Source organism: Defluviimonas aquaemixtae, assembly GCF_900302475.1.
In the GTDB taxonomy this organism is placed as follows: domain Bacteria; phylum Pseudomonadota; class Alphaproteobacteria; order Rhodobacterales; family Rhodobacteraceae; genus Albidovulum; species Albidovulum aquaemixtae.
This window is the reverse complement of sequence record NZ_OMOQ01000001.1, coordinates 725893-743478: the sequence shown is the minus strand read 5'-3', so window position 1 is coordinate 743478 and position 17586 is coordinate 725893. Positions and strand designations below refer to the sequence as shown.

At 64.5% G+C, this 17586-nt stretch carries 18 protein-coding genes; 8 read left to right on the top strand and 10 right to left on the bottom strand.

The window, feature by feature from the left end; all coding sequences use genetic code 11:
• Position 1: 1 nt before the first annotated feature.
• From DEA8626_RS03620 to DEA8626_RS03605, 4 genes are all read right to left on the bottom strand, one after another.
• The gene (locus DEA8626_RS03620) at positions 2 to 1783 is read right to left on the bottom strand and encodes an IlvD/Edd family dehydratase (RefSeq protein WP_108851689.1); all 1782 of its coding nucleotides are present in this window, start codon (positions 1781 to 1783) and stop codon (positions 2 to 4) included.
• 135 nt (positions 1784 to 1918) lie between these two features.
• The gene (locus DEA8626_RS03615; RefSeq protein ID WP_108851688.1) at positions 1919 to 2818 is read right to left on the bottom strand and encodes a phytanoyl-CoA dioxygenase family protein; all 900 of its coding nucleotides are present in this window, start codon (positions 2816 to 2818) and stop codon (positions 1919 to 1921) included.
• A gap of 33 nt (positions 2819 to 2851) precedes the next feature.
• Positions 2852 to 3772: an NAD(P)-dependent oxidoreductase gene (locus DEA8626_RS03610; protein WP_108851687.1), complete on the bottom strand. Its 921-nt coding sequence runs from the start codon at positions 3770 to 3772 to the stop codon at positions 2852 to 2854.
• Between the two features lie 11 nt (positions 3773 to 3783).
• Complete coding sequence (locus DEA8626_RS03605; protein WP_108851686.1) at positions 3784 to 4545, bottom strand: SDR family oxidoreductase; 762 nt, start codon at positions 4543 to 4545, stop codon at positions 3784 to 3786.
• Positions 4546 to 4663: 118 nt separating this feature from the next.
• Here DEA8626_RS03605 and DEA8626_RS03600 point away from each other — a divergent pair, with 118 nt between their 5' ends.
• Genes DEA8626_RS03600 through denD form a run of 8 tightly spaced genes read left to right on the top strand, consistent with a single transcriptional unit; the run spans position 4664 to position 11584 of the window.
• Positions 4664 to 5695 (top strand): L-idonate 5-dehydrogenase, encoded by a 1032-nt coding sequence (locus DEA8626_RS03600; RefSeq protein WP_108853302.1) that lies wholly within the window; start codon positions 4664 to 4666, stop codon positions 5693 to 5695.
• Positions 5695 to 6297, top strand: a complete 603-nt coding sequence (locus DEA8626_RS03595; protein WP_108851685.1) for a LysE family translocator — start codon at positions 5695 to 5697, stop codon at positions 6295 to 6297. Before DEA8626_RS03600 ends, DEA8626_RS03595 begins: the two co-directional genes overlap by 1 nt.
• A complete protein-coding gene (locus tag DEA8626_RS03590) occupies positions 6294 to 7496 on the top strand; it encodes a mandelate racemase/muconate lactonizing enzyme family protein (RefSeq protein ID WP_108851684.1) in 1203 nt (400 codons plus the stop codon). The genes DEA8626_RS03595 and DEA8626_RS03590 overlap by 4 nt, the downstream gene beginning before the upstream one ends.
• Positions 7493 to 7693 carry a hypothetical protein gene (locus DEA8626_RS03585; RefSeq protein WP_108851683.1) on the top strand — a complete coding sequence of 67 codons (201 nt, stop codon included), beginning with the start codon at positions 7493 to 7495 and terminating at the stop codon, positions 7691 to 7693. The genes DEA8626_RS03590 and DEA8626_RS03585 overlap by 4 nt, the downstream gene beginning before the upstream one ends.
• A gap of 9 nt (positions 7694 to 7702) precedes the next feature.
• On the top strand, positions 7703 to 8854 hold the full coding sequence (locus DEA8626_RS03580) for a fumarylacetoacetate hydrolase family protein (RefSeq protein WP_108851682.1): 1152 nt from the start codon (positions 7703 to 7705) through the stop codon (positions 8852 to 8854).
• The gene (locus DEA8626_RS03575) at positions 8851 to 9702 is read left to right on the top strand and encodes an SMP-30/gluconolactonase/LRE family protein (protein WP_108851681.1); all 852 of its coding nucleotides are present in this window, start codon (positions 8851 to 8853) and stop codon (positions 9700 to 9702) included. The genes DEA8626_RS03580 and DEA8626_RS03575 overlap by 4 nt, the downstream gene beginning before the upstream one ends.
• Positions 9699 to 10619 (top strand): sugar kinase, encoded by a 921-nt coding sequence (locus DEA8626_RS03570; RefSeq protein ID WP_108851680.1) that lies wholly within the window; start codon positions 9699 to 9701, stop codon positions 10617 to 10619. The genes DEA8626_RS03575 and DEA8626_RS03570 overlap by 4 nt, the downstream gene beginning before the upstream one ends.
• A complete protein-coding gene (gene denD, locus DEA8626_RS03565) occupies positions 10616 to 11584 on the top strand; it encodes a D-erythronate dehydrogenase (RefSeq protein WP_108851679.1) in 969 nt (322 codons plus the stop codon). The genes DEA8626_RS03570 and denD overlap by 4 nt, the downstream gene beginning before the upstream one ends.
• Positions 11585 to 11600: 16 nt before the next feature.
• Here the strand turns inward: denD and DEA8626_RS03560 are convergent, their stop codons facing one another.
• The 6 genes from DEA8626_RS03560 to nanR all read right to left on the bottom strand — a co-directional run bounded on the left by DEA8626_RS03560 (position 11601) and on the right by nanR (position 17548).
• A complete protein-coding gene (locus tag DEA8626_RS03560) occupies positions 11601 to 12377 on the bottom strand; it encodes an HpcH/HpaI aldolase family protein (RefSeq protein ID WP_108851678.1) in 777 nt (258 codons plus the stop codon).
• Position 12378: 1 nt separating this feature from the next.
• Positions 12379 to 13317, bottom strand: a complete 939-nt coding sequence (locus DEA8626_RS03555; RefSeq protein ID WP_108851677.1) for a 2-hydroxyacid dehydrogenase — start codon at positions 13315 to 13317, stop codon at positions 12379 to 12381.
• Positions 13318 to 13380: 63 nt separating this feature from the next.
• Positions 13381 to 14220, bottom strand: a complete 840-nt coding sequence (locus DEA8626_RS03550; RefSeq protein WP_108853301.1) for a phosphogluconate dehydrogenase C-terminal domain-containing protein — start codon at positions 14218 to 14220, stop codon at positions 13381 to 13383.
• 12 nt (positions 14221 to 14232) lie between these two features.
• On the bottom strand, positions 14233 to 15594 hold the full coding sequence (locus DEA8626_RS03545; protein WP_108851676.1) for a four-carbon acid sugar kinase family protein: 1362 nt from the start codon (positions 15592 to 15594) through the stop codon (positions 14233 to 14235).
• Entirely contained in the window at positions 15591 to 16838 is a 1248-nt protein-coding gene (locus DEA8626_RS03540; protein WP_108851675.1) for a ribulose-bisphosphate carboxylase large subunit family protein, read from the bottom strand. The genes DEA8626_RS03545 and DEA8626_RS03540 overlap by 4 nt, the downstream gene beginning before the upstream one ends.
• Entirely contained in the window at positions 16835 to 17548 is a 714-nt protein-coding gene (nanR, locus tag DEA8626_RS03535; RefSeq protein ID WP_281261484.1) for a transcriptional regulator NanR, read from the bottom strand. Before nanR ends, DEA8626_RS03540 begins: the two co-directional genes overlap by 4 nt.
• Positions 17549 to 17586 lie beyond the last annotated feature (38 nt).

Here is a 17586-nt window from a genome sequence, read left to right as displayed (position 1 = left end):
CCTAGTGGTTGTCGCGAGGCAGTGCCCGAGCCACCTTCTGATAGGCGGTCGCGAGCTCCAGGCAGCCGCCGTCGGCCAACTGGCCCACATGGGTCCGGTAGATCTCCTGCCACGGCGTCTGGCTGACGATTTCGGGCGGGATCCAGGCATCGATGCGGGCCTGCCATTCGGCCTCGTCCACCAGCGCGTTCATCGTCGAGCTGTTGAGGTCGAGCCGAACCATGTCGCCTGTTTTCAAATAGGCAAGCCCGCCGCCCACCGCGCTTTCGGGCGATGCGTTCAGGATCGACGGGCTCTCCGATGTGCCCGACTGGCGCCCGTCGCCGACCGTCGGCAAGTGATTGATTCCCTGCCGAATGATCGCGTCGGGCGGCTGCATGTTAACTACCTCGGCCGAGCCGGGATAGCCCACGCAGCCGACGCCACGGATGAATAGGATGGTGCGTTCGTCGATCTTCAGCGAAGCGTCGTTGATCCGGTCGTGGTAGTCCTCCGGCCCTTCGAAAACGACGGCGCGCGCCTCGAACACGCCCTCATTGCCCGGCTCGGAAAGGAAGCGCTTCCGGAAATCGGTAGATATCACGCTGGTTTTCATCAGCGCGGAATCGAAGAGGTTCCCGGACAGCACCTTGAACCCGGCATTCTTCCGAAGCGGCGCGTCAAAAGTGGTGATGACGCCATGGTCCTGGCTTTCCCATCCATCCAGGTTCTCGCCCATGGTTCGGCCCGTCGCCGTCATCACGCCTTCGTGGAGACGGCCCGCCTTCTTCAACTCGCCCATGACCGCTGGCACGCCCCCGGCGCGGAAGAAGCTTTCGCCAAGATATTCGCCGGCGGGCTGCATGTTGAGCATCAACGGCACGTCGAAGCCGACCGCTTCCCAGTCCTTCACGCTCAGCTCGACGCCGATATGGCGCGCAATCGCCTGGAGGTGCGGCGGCGCATTGGTCGACCCGCCGATCGCCGCGTTGACGACAATGGCGTTTTCGAACGCTGCGCGGGTCAGGATGTCCGAAGGTTTCAGGTCGTCGCAAACCATCTTCACGATGCGCTTGCCGGTCTCGTAGGCCATCGCCATGCGCTCGCGGAAGGGGGCCGGAATCGCGGAGTTGCCGGTCAGGGACATGCCCAGCGCCTCGGCCATAGCGTTCATTGTGCTGGCCGTGCCCATCGTGTTGCAGTGGCCGAGCGAGGGGGCCGATGAACAGACGCGGCTTATGAATTCATCATAGTCGATCTCGCCCTCCGCCAAGAGCCGCCGGCTTTCCCAAACGATGGTGCCCGACCCTGCGCGCCTGCCCTTCCACCAGCCGTCCAGCATCGGGCCGCCGTTGAGCGCAATCGCGGGAATGTCCACGGTCGCCGCGCCCATCAGCATAGCCGGCGTGGTCTTGTCGCAACCGGTCGTCAACACGACTCCGTCAAGGGGGTAGCCGTGCAGCACCTCGACCAACGAGAGATAGGCGAGATTCCGGTCAAGTGCCGCCGTGGGCCGCTTTCCGGTTTCCTGGATCGGATGGACAGGAAATTCCATCGGGACGCCGCCGGCCTCCCGGATGCCGGCCTTGATCCGATCGACGAGGAAGACGTGGATCTTGTTGCAGGGCGCGATGTCGCTCCCGGTCTGGGCGATGCCGATGATCGGCCGTTCGCCTTGCAGTTCCTCGCGCGTGAACTCCTGGTTCTGGTAGCGCTCCACGTAGAGCGCGGTCATGCCGGGATTGTTGGGGTTGTCGAACCATTCCTGCGAGCGGAAACGCTTGTTTGCGCGGGTGTCGGACATTTTTCTCCTCCCGGGATTTCCTGCAAGGCTGGTCGTCGCGTGGGCGGCCTGCGAATAGCATTTCAATTTGGTATACCAAAAGCAAGCGCAAAGACGGAATCCGCCAGCGAGCATTGCGACGCGCAGGATTGTGCGTCACAGCGCTTTCGAGAATGCGCTTCTTGCGCCTGCCGATTCCTGCGTCTTGAAGATCGAAGAGTTGTCGGGCGCGGGCGGGAGAGGCATGCGGACCGGGACCTTTTCCATCCGCGGGGTCAGGCAGGGCTTACCGGTGATCGTGCGGTCCTGAAGGTCCTCCCAGAACCTCGCCTGCCCGAGCGCATGGATGTAGGAACTCGCGCCGAGGATGGGCCAGGCATCTGCTGCGGCGATCTCGTAGAACAGGATCAGCCGCGGGCGGTCGCTGACATTGGGCGCCGAACCGTGCAGCAGGCGGACGTGGTGCACCGTCATGCTTCCCGCCTTGCCGGTCAGAGACACGATCCTGTCCTTGTCAAACAGCGGGTCGTCCGGGTCGATCGCGCCTGCGAAAACCCCGTTCACATGATGGCTGAGAACCGGCCCTTTGTGGGTGCCCGGCACGACCATTAGCGGCCCGTTATCGACGCCGACGTCCTCGAGCATCAGCCCGAACGCAAGCACGTCATCGTTGGTATGCGGGTAGAAAGCCCAGTCCTGGTGCCACTCCACCGCCGCGCCGCCGCCCGGCGCCTTGGTGTTGAGCTTCGATGTCAGGATCGCCGTGTCCGGCCCGAGCAGATCCGTCAGCACCTTAGTCATGGCGGAGTTGCGCAGGACCTCCCAGAAATACGGGTCGCGCTTGTGCGGGATCTTGATCCGCGTGAGGCGCGGCGCATCCGGGGCGTGCCCCCTGTCGAGGTCGTAGACCTCGTTGCTTTCGCTTACCCCGCGCGAAGCGTCGATCAGCCGTTCCGTGATCGCGCGCAGTCGCGCGAGCTGGTCGGGCGTGACCGCATTCTCGACCATCAGGTAGCCGTGCTCGGCGTAGAAGTCCTTCTGTTCCCGCGTCAGCATCTGCCAACCCTCCCGGTTGATCGCGGGCGCTGGTCAGCGGCCCTTCTTCGCCTCTTTCGCCATGTCGAGACCGTTCAGCCGCGCGACGTGGTCGGACAGCATTGGCACGTAGTCCGCGCCCGCACCGATCGCCTCGACATGGGCGAAGTAGTGCCGCGTGGCAGCGGCCATGACGTTGACGAGGCCTGCATCCATCGCCATCGCGTTTGCGTAGCGAATATCCTTCGCTGCATTTGTGACGGTGAACTTGTGCGCATCGCGGTCGCGATCGACCGTGTACCGCATGAAGGTGTCGAAGAAGCCATTGCCCAGCCGGCTTGACCCGATCACGTCCCTGATCTGCACCGGCGCGATGCCCACCTTCGCGCCGAGCACGGTCGCCTCGGAATAGAGTGCGGCGTAGCCCAGGCTTATGAAGTTCATCAGGAGCTTCATCTTGTGCCCGTTGCCGGTCGGGCCCATGTGGCTGATGTTGCCGGCCCAGCATTCGATAACCGGCTGGACTTTCTCAAACGTCTCCTCATCGCCACCGACCATGGCGTCGAGCGTGCCTTCCTCGGCTTCCTTCGGCGTGCGGCCCAACGGAGCGTCGACCATCGTCACGCCTCGCTTGGTCATTTCCCCCGCAAGCGCCATCGTCGAGGTAGGATCGGAGGTAGACGTGTCGATCACGATCAGCCCTTTTCGCGCACCTGCGAGAATGCCATCCGCGCCACGAATGACAGCCTCCACTTGCGGCGAATTCGACAAACAGATGTGGATGATGTCGCAATTCTCGGCCATCTCGCGCGGCGAGGCAGCCTCCGTGGCGCCCATGCCGACCAGGCTGTCGACCGGTGCACGGTTGCGGTGCCCCTTGACCCAAAGCTCATATCCGCCCTTCAGGATGTTCTTGGCCATGCCGTGGCCCATGAAGCCCACCCCGATGAAGCCGATGACGGGTTTGTCGCCCATGATGTCCTCCCTCAGAGACTTGCCGTGATGCCACCGTCGACAAAGAGCGTGTGGCCATTGACGAAACTCGCAGCGTCGGAGGCAAGAAAGACGCAGGCGCCGACCAGCTCTTCGACCTGGCCCCAGCGCCCGGCGGGTGTGCGCTTTTCCAACCAAGCGGAGAATTCCGGGTCCGCGACCAGCGCCGCATTCAGCGGAGTGTCGAAATAGCCCGGCGCGATGGCGTTGCAGTTGAGCCCATGCCTCGCCCAGTCCGTCGCCATGCCTTTGGTCAGGTTCGCGATCGCGCCCTTGGATGTTGTATAGGGCGCGATGCCGGGCCGGGCGAGCGCGCTTTGGACGCTTGCGATGTTGATGATCTTGCCCGCACCACGCGCGATCATGTGGCGTGCAACTGCCTGCCCCACGTAGAACGCCGAGTTGACGTTGGTCCGCATCAGGCGGTCGAAGGTCTCGACGGGAAACTCCTCGAGCGGCCGGCGGTGCTGCATTCCGGCATTGTTCACGAGGATATCGATTGGACCATTGCCCGCCTCGTATCCGTCCACGGCCGCGCGCACCGCGTCGGCATCTGTCACATCGAAGGCCAGCGTCGCGACCTGTGCCCCCGCCTCGCGAAGCCTTCCGGCCGCCTCTTCCAGCCGGCCGCCGTTTCGCGCGTTCAGGACCAGCCGCGCGCCCGCGGACGCAAGCCCCCGCGACAAGGCAAAGCCGATCCCCATGGAGGAACCTGTGACGAGCGCGGTGCGCCCGGTCAGGTCGAATAGTCGCATACTGTCTCCCCGTTCTGCGGACCCGGAGTTGACATCTCCGGGCAAACCCGCCTTGATGAAAATGGTATACCATTCTGAAGGTGATGCAAGCCAAAGCCCCAGCGGGAGGTTTCTGCTCGTGAAAGCGCTTTACGCTCATGCGGCGCGCGATCTGCGCCTGACCGAATGTCCCGCCCAGTCACCCGGTGCGGGAGAGGTGCTGGTCAGGATGCAGCGCGGCGGTATCTGCGGGTCCGATCTCCACTATTACAATAATGGCGGCTTCGGCACGGTTAAGCTGCGCGAACCGATGATCCTCGGCCACGAGGTCGCGGGCGTGGTCACAGCGGTCGGGAAGGCGGTCGAGGGACTGGCCGAGGGCGACCTCGTCGCGATCTCGCCGTCGCGGCCCTGCGGCAAGTGTGGCGAGTGCCTGCGCGGATTGCCGAACCAGTGCCTGAACATGCGCTTTTACGGCTCCGCGATGCCGTTTCCCCACATCCAGGGTGCCTTCCGGGAAGAGCTCGTGGTGGATGCGGCGCAATGCGTCCCGGCCGAAGGCCTGTCACCCGGCGAAGCCGCGATGGCCGAACCGCTTTCGGTCGCATTGCATGCGGTCCGCCGGGCGGGCGAAATGCTCGGCCGGCGCGTTCTGATTACTGGCTGTGGGCCGATCGGCGCTCTGGTCATCCTCGCCGCGCGGCGAGCAGGTGCTGGCGAAATCGTCGCGACGGACATTTCCGCCAACGTGCTCGACTTCGCGCGCGCGGTGGGGGCGGATGTTGCGCTCGACACACGCGCGGAACCTCAGGCGCTCACCGCCTATTCGCAGGGCAAGGGCACTCTTGACGTTCTGTTCGAGTGCTCGGGCGCGCAACCCGCCCTTTCCGCAGGTATCGCGGCCCTTCGCCCGCGTGGTCGGGCTGTGCAACTTGGCCTGTCTGGCGACATGACGGTCCCGATGATGCAGCTCACCGCAAAAGAGATCGAACTTGTAGGCTCGTTCCGCTTCCATGAGGAGTTCGCTGTTGCCGTCAAAATGATGCGCGCCGGGCAGATCGACGTGAAACCGCTCGTCACGCATAGCTTCCCGCTCGCCGAATTCGAGGCGGCGTTCGCCACCGCATCGAATCGTGCGCAGGCCATGAAGGTGCAGCTGGAGTTCGCCTGATGCTCACCTTCGCGGCGGCCGTCATCCTCCTCATCATCACGCCCGGTCCCGGGGTGCTGACGACCGCCGGTTTCGGCGCGGCCTACGGATTCCGGCCGTCTCTGCGCTACGTGTTTGGCCTGTTTCTGGGAACAAACATGGTCATGCTAGCCGTGATCACCGGGCTGGCGGCCATTCTTCTGTCCATCCCGTGGCTGCGCACCATCCTGATGATAGCCTCGGTGGGCTATCTCCTCTACCTCGCCGCCCGCATCGCGCTGGCCGGGTCGCGCGTCGCCTTCATCGAGGCGAAAGCGCCGCCGGGGATCGGCGGCGGGCTGCTTCTTCAGGCGATGAACCCCAAGGCCTACGCGGTCAACACGTCGCTGATCACTGGCTTCAACTACGCACCCGGAAATCCGGTCTTCGAAGTCACGACCAAGGCCCTTGTCACGAACGCCATCTGGATCCCCATCCATCTCGCGTGGCTCTGGGCAGGCGTCATGCTGCACCGGCTTGACCTGCCGGAGCGAACCCATCGGGTGATCAACGTTGCCATGGCGCTGTCAATGCTGGGCGTGGTCGCGCTCGCGATGTTGTCCGCGCTGAAGGGGGCCACATGAAGATCAATGCGGTCGAGACCGTCCGGATTGCCGAGCGCCCGAACCTTCTGTGGCTCCACGTTCACACCGATGAGGGGCTGAGTGGCCTGGGCGAAACGTTCTATGGCGCGCGCGCGGTCGAAGCCTATGTCCACGAAACGCTCGCCCCCCTGGTGCTTGCAGAAGACGCCCGCCGGATCGAACACCTCGCGGCGAAGGTCGAAGGCTATCTCGGCTGGCGTTCGACCGGCGTCGAGACACGCGGCAATTCGGCGTTCGACATCGCGTTGTGGGACCTCTGGGGTCGTGCGACCGATCAGCCCGTCGCACAGCTACTGGGCGGCTTCACGCGGGACCGGATCCGCACCTACAATACCTGCGCCGGCACCGAATACATCAAGGATGACTCGGGCCAGCAGACCGGCAACTACGGGCTGGCCACCGGTGGACGGTACGACGACCTGAATGGATTTCTTCACCGGGCCGACGAGCTGGCCCAGTCGCTCCTCGACGACGGCATCACGGCAATGAAGATCTGGCCCTTCGATGCCGCCGCCGAGGCAAATGGGGGCGCTCACATTTCGTTGGACGAGCTGAAAGCGGCACTTGAGCCCTTCGAGAAGATTCGCCGCGCCCTGGGTGACGCGATGGACATCATGGTCGAATTCCATTCGATGTGGCAGCTCACGCCCGCCATCCGCATTGCGAAGGCGCTCGCCCCTTTCGGTACCTACTGGCACGAAGATCCCATCCGGCTCGACAGCCTCGACCTCCTGAAACGCTACGCGGCCGAAAGCACGGCGCCGGTTTGCGCCTCCGAAACGCTCAGCGGCATCGGCGCATTCCGCGACCTTCTGGCGACCGGCGCTGCAGGCATCGTGATGCTGGACCTCAGCTGGTGCGGCGGTCTCACCACCGCACGAAAGGTGGCCGCGATGGCCGAAGCCGAGAAACTGCCGATCGCTCCGCACGACTGCACCGGTCCCGTCGTGCTGGCGGCCTCGACGCACCTGTCGCTCGCGGCACCGAACGCGCTCGTTCAGGAAAGCGTCCGCGCGTTCTATCGCACGTGGTACCGCGATCTGGTGACTGCCCTTCCGGCGGTGGAAGGTGGCATGATCACCGTGCCGCCGGGTCCGGGGCTCGGACTTGACCTCATCCCCGATCTGGACCGCGCCTTCACCACAACGCGAAAGATCTCGAAGCTGGAGGATCGATGACCGTCGCCAACGGCAAGAGCACGCAAATCCAACCGACCGCTGACCGGGGCGGCAGTTTGCATGCCGGACCTAGGATCGGCCCCAGCGAGCCGGAAGAGATGCCGCTGGCCGAACGCGGCGCTGCGCCGGCGGGGAAGGTATTCTCCGACACGAAAGGTAGTCTAATCCCCGGCAGAATGCTGCCGCCGGTGAACTAGGAGGTGCGGATGCTGCCCCATTCCAACCCGACATCAGACGCCGCGTTCGTGGGCCGCGTCTGGCGGCCCGGAATCGGCCCCGCTTTGGTCCGCCTGGACGGCGAAGCGGTGATCGACATTACAAGCCGCGCCGTGCCGACCATGCAGGCGCTGCTTGAGACGCCCGACCCGGCCGCCACGGCGCGCGACGCGCAAGGTCACACTATCGGTACGCTGGCCGGTCTCGTCGCGGGCTCGACAGAGGCGGCGGGCGAAGACTCGCTGCACTTTCTGTCGCCCGCCGATCTGCAGGCGATCAAGGCGAGCGGCGTGACCTTCGCCGAAAGCATGGTCGAACGGGTGATCGAGGAGCAGGCCGCCGGCGATCCCGATCGGGCCGAGGCGGTCCGTGCCAAGGTCGGCGCGATCATTGGCGAAAGCCTGTCTGGTATCGAGCCAGGCTCCGATCGGGCGATGAAAGTGAAGTCGGTGCTTCAGGCCGAAGGGCTCTGGTCGCAATATCTCGAAGTCGGCATCGGCCCCGATGCCGAAGTTTTCACCAAGTGCCCACCGATGGCCTCGGTTGGCTGGGGGGCAGGCGTCGGGCTACACCCGATCTCGAAATGGAACAATCCCGAACCGGAAATCGTCCTCGCCGTCAATTCAAAGGGCAAGATCGTCGGCGCCACGCTCGGCAATGACGTGAACCTGCGCGATCTAGAGGGCCGATCCGCGCTTCTTCTCGGCAAGGCCAAAGACAACAACGCCTCCTGCGCCATCGGGCCGTTCCTGCGGCTCTTCGACACCGGTTTCGGCCTCGACGACGTACGCAGGGCGGAGCTGTCCATGAAGATCGTGGGCGAGGACGGGTTCACGCTCGAGGGCCATTCCTCGATGACGAAGATCAGCCGCGACCCGGCCGACATCGTCCGCCAGACCATCGGACGGCACCATCAGTATCCCGACGGCTTCTTCCTGTTCCTTGGCACCATGTTCGCGCCCGTAGACGACCGTGATGCACCGGGCCAGGGCTTCACTCATCACGCGGGCGATGTGGTGTCGATTTCTGAAGCGGCTTTGGGCGAGCTTCGCAACACCGTGCGGCTGTCAACGGAATGTCCGGAATGGACATTCGGCACGGCGGCACTGATGCGCAATCTGGCAGGACGGGGGTTGCTATGACGGGGATGAAGGTTTTCGACGATACACAGTGTTCGCTCGGCGAAGGACCGCTCTGGCATCCAGAGCGTGGCGAGTTTTTCTGGTTCGACATCAACACCCACAGGCTCTACTCCCGAACGGAGGCGGGACGGCGGTTGTGGCAGTTCGGCGAATACGTCTCGGCCGCGGGCTGGATCGACTCGGACCGGCTCATGGTCGCAAGTGAAACCGCGTTGATCGATTTCAACATCGAGACCGGCGCGAAAGAGGTGATCTGCCCGCTCGAAGCCGACAATCCGGTGACCCGCTCGAATGACGGGCGCGCGGACCCCTATGGCGGGTTCTGGATCGGCACGATGGGCAAGAACAAGGAAAGCGAAGCGGGGGCGATCTACCGCTACTACCGGGGCGAATTGCGCCAGCTGTACGCGCCCTGGTCGATTCCGAACGCGATGTGTTTCACGCCCGATGGCGGACATGCCTATCTGGCCGACACGCCGAAATGCAGGATCTGGCGGCAGCCGCTCGACCCGAAAGGTTGGCCGAAGGGTGAGCCGGACCTGTTCCTCGACCTGTCCGCCGATGCGTACCGGCCGGATGGCGCAGTCGTCGATGCCGACGGCAATCTATGGTGCGCGCATTACGGCCACGGCAAGGTGACGGTCCACGCCCCGGACGGCCGGGAACTGCACAGCTTCGGGGTTCCCGGCAAACGCAGCACGTGCCCCGCATTCGGGAGTGAGAAATTGCAGACGCTGTTCGTAACCACAGCCAGCCAGGAGATGGCCAAGCCGACCGAAAACGATGGCCGCACATATCGTGCCGAGGTCGATGCAACGGGGCAGAAAGAACACAGGGTGATCCTGTGACGAAGCGCTTTCTGTCGATCGGCGAATGCATGGTGGAACTGGCGCAGATCGGCGATGACACCTATCGGCGCGGCTTCGCTGGCGACACGTTCAACACTGCCTGGTATGCCCGCCGCCTGCTGCTGCCCGACTGGATCGTGAGTTACGCGAGTTGCATTGGCTCCGACGCTGTCTCGGACGAGATGGAGGCCTTCATGAAACGCGAAGGCATCGATACCTCGACCCTGCGCCGGGTGCCCGACCGTACGGTCGGGCTCTACATGATTTCCACCGAGAACGGGGAGCGCAGCTTCTCCTATTGGCGCAGCCAATCCGCCGCGCGCGCCATCACTGAGGATCCAGCATGGCTCGCCCGTGTGCTGAGCAGTCGCGACGTCCTCTACTTCTCCGGCATCACGCTCGCGATCCTGCCGGCTGACCACCGAGAAATTCTGTGCGCTGCGATTGCAAAAGCGCGCGGAAAAGGCGCGATCGTCGCCTTTGACACCAATCTCCGCCCCCGACTCTGGGGAAGCGAGGCCGCGATGAAGGACGGCATCACGCTCGGCGCTTCGGTCGCGAATATCGTGCTCCCATCCTTCGACGAGGAAACCGGTCTTTTCGACGACGCCAAACCCGCCGACACCGTCGCGCGCTATCGCGATGGCGGGGCCAGGATCGTCGCGGTGAAGAACGGCGGCGGCGAGCTGACGCTTTGGGACGCAGAAAATGGCGCGCGCAGCTTTCCCGCACCTCAAGTCGGCAAGGTTGTTGACACGACAGCGGCTGGCGACAGTTTCGCCGCGGCGTTTCTAAGCGATCTCGCCGTGGGCAAGTCGGCGGACGAAGCCGCACGCGCGGCGATGGTGCTCGCGGCCAAGGTCATTCAGGCGCGCGGCGCGCTCGTGCCGGAGGTGTTTGAGGGGGCAACGGGATGAAAATTCTAATTATCGGTGGCGGCGGGGTCGTCGGCCAGAAGCTTGGGCGTGCTCTCGCGGCGAGAGGCGTGCTTCGGGGCCGGAACATCAACAGGATCACGCTCGCAGATATAAGCACTCCCGCCGACATTGCCGACGCCCGAATTCCGGTCGAGGCCGTGCGCTGCGACATCGCCGACCCTGCGTCGGTCGCGGCCTGCGTGACGGCGGATGCCGACGTGATTTACCTTCTCGCGGCAATCGTCTCGGCCCATGCCGAGGAGGATTTCGACGCCGGCATGACCATCAACCTGATGGGCACGCTCAACGTGCTGCAAAGGGCGCGGGCATTGGGCACGAAGCCGATTGTCGTCTTCACATCCTCCATCGCTGTCTATGGCGGAGAGGTGCCCGACCCGATCCTCGATCACACGCTCCTTAATCCGCAGACCTCCTACGGCGCGCAGAAGGCGATGGGAGAGCTGCTGCTCAACGATTTCAGCCGCAAGGGGTTCATCGACGGACGCGGGCTTCGCCTGCCGACAGTCTCCATCCGTCCAGGCAAGCCGAACCGTGCCGCGTCGAGCTTCATGTCATCGATCCTGCGCGAACCGCTCAACGGGCAGGAGGCGATCTGCCCCGTCGACGACGATTTCCCGCACTACTACCTGTCTCCCCGAAAATGTGTGGAGAACCTGATCAAGAGCGGCGAGATCGAAGAACAGTCGCTTGGGCAGAACCGCTGCATGATGATGCCGGGCCGGATGTGGACCATCCGCCAGCTGATCGACGCGATGACCGCCGTGGCCGGGCCGGAACCGGCCAAGCTTATCCGGTGGGAGGCGCAGCCCGAGATTCAGCGCATCGTGAAGGGATGGCGCTTCGACCTGCAGCCCGAAAAGTCGCTGAAACTCGGACTGACGGCGGATGAGAGCTTCGAGGACAACGTCCGGTACTACCTTGAAGACGACAAACCGTCGGCGTGAGGCCGCCGGGATTTCTTCAGCCGGTCTTCCAGTGCTTGCAGGCGTCGAGCCGCTCCAAGGCTGACCGTCGCAGCAAGGGCAGGTCGACGTCGACGGCGGTGAAGTTCGACCCCGCCTCCACGACCTTTTCCAGAAGACCCTGATCGGCCGACAGGAACCCGGCCGCGAGGCCGGCCGCGCGGATGCGGCGGATCGCATCGATGATGGCCTCATGCACCTCGGGATGGTTCATGTTGCCCGGATGCCCCAGGCTCGCCGCAAGGTCAGCCGGTCCGACGAACATGCCGTCCACGCCCGGCACCGCCGCGATCACCTCGATCCGGTCTAGCGTCGCGCGCGTTTCCACCTGCAGGAACAGCCCGATCTCCTCGCGGGCGCGCTGGGTGTAGTTCGGGATCGCTCCGTAACGGCTTGCCCGCGTGGACCCGCCCACCCCGCGGATGCCCTTGGGTGCGTAGGTGACCGACGCCACGGCCAATTCGGCCTGTTCGACCGTTTCCACGTACGGAACGAGGATGTTCAGCGCCCCGACATCGAGGATGCGCTTGATCTCCGAGGCATCGAGCCGGCTGGGACGCACCATCGCCGCGATGTCGTATCCCTGCAGGGCTTGAAGCATGGCCATCACCTCGGCCTCGCCTCTCGGGGTGTGTTCGCAGTCGATCAACATCCAGTCGAAGCCGCAACCGGCGAGCATCTCGACCACGGCATTGTCCCGGATCGAATTCCATATCCCGATCTGTTGCAGGCCCTCGGCGAGGGCATGCTTGAGGGCGTTTCTTGGCAGGTCCATGTCAGTTCACCGGTGTGAGCAGGGCATCGCCCGCGTGGAAGGCGGAAACGTTGTCCCGCTGCAGCTGGCCCATCGCCGCGCGCGTTTCCACGGTGCCCGAGCCTTGATGCGGCTGGATCACCACGTTGTCGAGCGCGTAGAAGCGGGCGTCGATGTCCGGTTCGTTGAGGAACACATCAAGCCCCGCCCCGGCGATCCGGCCCTGTTCCAGCGCGTTGAGCAGCGCCGCCTCATCAACTGTCGATCCGCGCGAGATGTTGACGACAATGCCCAGCGGACCGAGCGCGTCGATCACCTTGGCCGAGACGAACTTCTCCGTCTCCTTGCCGCCAACGAGCGCGACGACCAGATAGTCCACCGCACGCGCCAGCGAGACGGGATCGGCGTGGTAGGTCCAACCCGGCGTGTCCTTTTCGGACCGCGCGAAGTAATGAATGTCCATCTTGAAAGCCGCGAGCCGGTCGGCGATCTCGCGCCCGATCCGGCCAAGTCCGACAATCCCCGCCTTGCCGCCGCTGATCTTGCGGTTGAGCCGGTATTCGCCCTTTTCCTTCCATTGGCCAGAGCGCGCCCAGCGCGAGGCATGTTCCATCTCGCGCCCCTGCATGAAAAGCATCGCGACGGCTATGTCGGCCACGTCGTCGTTCAAGACATCGGGCGTATTCGTCACCTTCACGCCCCGCGCGCTGGCCGCGGCGACGTCGATCGCGTCGTAGCCGACGCCATAATTTGCGATCATCCCGAGATTGGGCAACAGGTCCATCTCGCTTCCGCCAAAGTGAAGGTGGCCCTTGAACGCGACGGCGGCAATGGCCGCCCTCGTGCTTTTCTCAAGGCCAGCGATCCCCGAGGGATCAGCGATGGCGACCGGTTTGAAGGTCTTTTCCAGAGCGTCGAGGTCGGTGTCGCTATAGGGGCCGATGACAAGAGTGGCGGTCATGAGATGCTCCGGCAATCGGGGATAAAAATGGTATACCAACGTTTATGCGGTTCCGCCCAACTGTCAACCGGCGCAGATTTCTTCAACCGACTTGCGCACCGCCTCCAGGCTGAAGACGTCATCGAGCCAGTTGTCGCGGAAGATCACCGACTTCGCCCTGTCGATCGCCATGAGAGCACCGTCAGAGAATTTGCCCTCGGGGAAGATCCCGAACGCGATCGCCAGCTCGATCTTCAGGTGGCCCAGCACGAAATCATGCGCGGCGGCCTCGGGAACCCCCATCGCGACGGCGCGGTCGGTCGCGTCCCGAAGCGCAAGCGACAGCGTGGCCGCAACGGTCTCGGACAGAGCAGGCTCGAGTACCGCGATGTTTTCAAGCGTGCAGCGGTGCGACCGGGCGACCGGCGCGTAGATCACTTTCGCGATCTCTTCGCAAAGCGCGTAGTGGGCCTCCGGACCCTGGATCAGCGCGCAGACGATGCCCTGCGGCATCGCGATCCCGCCGAAGTAGTCCTTCTGCGCCTCGAAATCGGGCGAGGTGTCGAAAATGTTGGGATGGCACGGATGCGTGCAGAAATAGGTAAGGTCCGCGCGCTCGGGCATTTCACCCGCATAGGGTGCGGCGGCGTCCAGGACGATAAGCGCGGTACCGGGACGGACCTTGTCGATGAAACCGTGCGCGATCTTGCCGATCAGGCGGTCGGGCACGGCCATCACGACGACATCGGCTCCGGCGAGCGCGGTGTTGCTGTCGACCGCGACCAGCCCCACATCGGACTGCAGCCGCGCGCGCCCCTCCTCGGACACTTCCACCGGATCGATATCGAAGCGCGACGCCTTGAGGTTCCGCGCGAGCCGCACGCCCATCTTTCCGCCGGCGCCGAGCAAAGCGATCTTAGTCATCATGGTTCCTTTCTACCTTGCGGCGCCGCCGCCGCGCTTGATCCAGCCGAAGTAATCGGCGCTTCCCATCTGCCCGCCTTTCAATGCGAGTTGCAGGCCCTCCAGTTGGGGATCATCCGAATGCGCTTCCAAGATCGCGGCACCCGGGATCGTCGGCGCAAGCGCGGTGAAAGCGCAGAGGCCAAGCTGCCGCGCGGCGTGGCCGGATGTGTCACCACCGGAGATCACCGCGCGACGTATGCCGGTTTCGCGCAACAACCGCGCCAGCACCCTGCCGAGCGCCGCGCCGATCCGTTGGTTGGCTGTGACCTCATCCAGCCCGGCCTTGCCCACAGCCGCCCGCAATCGCGCCACCCCGGGATCATCCGGCCCGCGCGCAGAGTGGATGAGTGGGTCCTGCCCCTTCGAGAGCGCCGTCATCGCCGCTGCGAAGACCGCATCCTCCGCCGAACCGCCGCCATGCGCGACTGCGGCGGCATCGAGTGGAATGCAGGCAAAACCGTTCCGTTCGGCCCAGTCGATCTGCGCCGCCGTGACCGGGGAGACCGACCCCGACACGGCGAGCATCTGCTCAACCGCCCCTGCCCCTTTCTTGCGATCCGGGGAAGGAAGCGCGCCCTGCCCGCGCCAATGCGCTACGAGCGCGTATTCGACGCCCTGCGAGCCCACGGCAAAGACCTGCCCCTCGCGCCCTTCCCAGATCAGCTCGCCGCAGACCCGCAGGTGCGCGGCGTTCATCGTGTCGAGACAGATCACCTCCGCTCCCCGGCCGATCTCGCGTGACAGCCCAGCCCGCGCATCTCGTTCCATATCCTCGATATCGATTACTCCGAAGGTCCGGCCGGTCTGTCTGGACAGGTGCTGGGCCACGTCTGATTCGTCCATCGGCGTGACCGGGTGACGGGCCATCACCGGGTGACGGTCGAGCCGGAAGACGCCTTCCGGCGCACCAGCGAACAGGTGGCCGAACGCCTGATAACGTCTGAGCGGCGGCGCGGCGACCAGACAGGGCACCCACTCACCGCCGACGATCGGTGCACCGATGTCGATTGCCTTGCCGATCGATCCCACATGCGGAGCGCTGTCGAGTGTCGAGCAAACCTTGTAGTGAATCATCGGCGTGCCAGTCGCGCTGAGAAATTCGAACGCAGGCGGCAGGTGCCGTTCCATCCAGTCCGGCCCGTGGCTGCGCGCCGTGCTCGCGATTCCGACGGCACGGGCGTGCGGGAATCGGGCGAGCAGGTCGGGGCTGGGAATGTCGAGGAATAGCACCGACGGAACACCCGCGAATTCCAGCACCTCCATCGTCGCGGCGGAACCAGTGAAATCGTCGCCGTACCAGCCGACGAGTATGCCGTCAGGCAGGGCAGTCATCCGCGATACTTTTCGAGTGCCCGCGCCAGTGCGGGGTGGCCGCGCGCATAGTCCTCGGCCGAAACGCCTGCCATCGCTGCGTCCCACGCCTCGCGCAGCGACTGCACGCCCGCCGCCGGCCCGTCGGGATGCGCCATGATCCCTCCACCGGCGGCATAGATGCAGTCGGCGTTGCCCAAGCGGCGATATGTTTCAGGCGGCTGCAAGGCGGACTGGCCGGACGAAAAGACCGGCATTGCGACGCAGGGCTTGGTCTCGAACATCGGCGTCTGCACCGACTTGGCCGAGGCGATCACGCTGTCGTCGGGCTCGCTGAATTTGTTCCTGAGGCCGTTGACATGCATGTGGTCAGCCCCCGCCAGCCGCCAGAGCTTCGACCAGGCCCGGTAGTCCCAGCCGAGCAGGGGCGCCCGCGTGAGATAGCCCCAGCCATTGCGGTGGGCGTGGATCGGAAGCTCCGTATGGCGCGCAAGCGCGATCATCCCGGCGAGACCGACCGAATTGAGGCTCGCCATCACGCAGGTTCCGCCAAGCTCGCGCACGAGGTCGTGGCGCCGCCGCATGTCGTCGATTTCGCCGGTCAGGTTGAAGGCGAACATTGCCTTCTTGCCCGTCCGGTCGGCCTGCGCATTGATCACTCGCATCACGGTTCGGACGCGGTCGTCGAACGGGCAGTTTGGCCCGTCGGCCTGCAACTCGTCGTCCTTGATGAAATCGACGCCGGCTTCGCAAAGCGTCTTCACTACGTCTGCGGTTTCCTCCGGGCTGTAGCCGATGGAGGGCTTCACGATCGTGCCGATCAGCGGCCCCCGTGCGACGCCCGAGAGCCGCCGCGTGCCGTCGATCCCGAATTTCGGCCCGGGATAGGCCACCGCGAAAGCTTCGGGAAGCCGGATATCGAGTAACCGCAAACCCGAGAACTGGCGCAATTCGAACAGGTTGCCCGCGACAGTTGCCATGAGGTTTGGTAGGTCGGGGCCGATATTGCGCAGCGGCCATGAGAGGGTCACGCTGGCTCGCGCATAGCGCTCCCCCGTCGTCCCGCCGGGCAACGAAGGTGCGGCGACCGTTTCCCGCACATCCAGCGTTTCGACCCGCGCGGCGTGGCGTTCGCGAAGTTCCGGCGTCTCTCCTGGTACTGCTACGAACGTGCCGGAACTTTGTTCGCCCGCCATGGCCGCAGCGGCCGCCGCAGGATCGACCGGCGTTTCGATCAGATAATCGGCCTCGATCCGGTCGCTCACGTCGCGTTTTCCTGGTGGTAAAGGGCGTTTGCTCGATCAAGGTGATCACGCATCGAGCGTGCCGCCGCTTCTCCGTTGCCTGCGGCGATTGCGTCGAGGATGGTACGGTGTTCAGCCAGCGTCAGCGCCTCGAGCCCGCGCTTGCGGACTTGCTCCACATGAAACGCCCGCATCCAGGTGAAGATGCCGTGAGCGACGGTCTCGAAGATCGGATTGCCGGACATCGCGGCGATGCGGCGGTGAAACCTGCCATCGATTTCGAGAAAGGCCTCCCCGTCCGCGCGCGCCGACTTCTGCTTGGCCAGAAGGGCGGTCAGATCTGCGATATCCTCGTCCGTGCGTTTGGCGGCGGCGATCCGTGCCAATTCCGCCTCGAGCGACACGCGCGCTTCCTTGAGATGTCCGAGCGAGGACTGCGAATGGGTGAGAAGGTGCCGCATGGCCGTGCCCATCTGCTCCACGAGCGCATCGAGCGACGGGGCGGCCACGCGCGGGCGACCGCCATGGCGGATTTCGATCACGCCCATGTGCTGAAGGCTCTGCATCGCCTCACGAATTGCCGGCCGACCGATTTCGTAGCGGGCCATCAGCTCGCGCTCGGACGGCAGCGCATCGCCGGGCGTGAGCCGCTCCTCGCAAATCAGGCGCAGGAGACGTTCCTGCACCTCGTCGGACAGTTTCCGCGGTCGAATGCTTTCTGGTACACTCATCATACCAGCTAAATAGCAGAGATCCGGACGGAATGCCA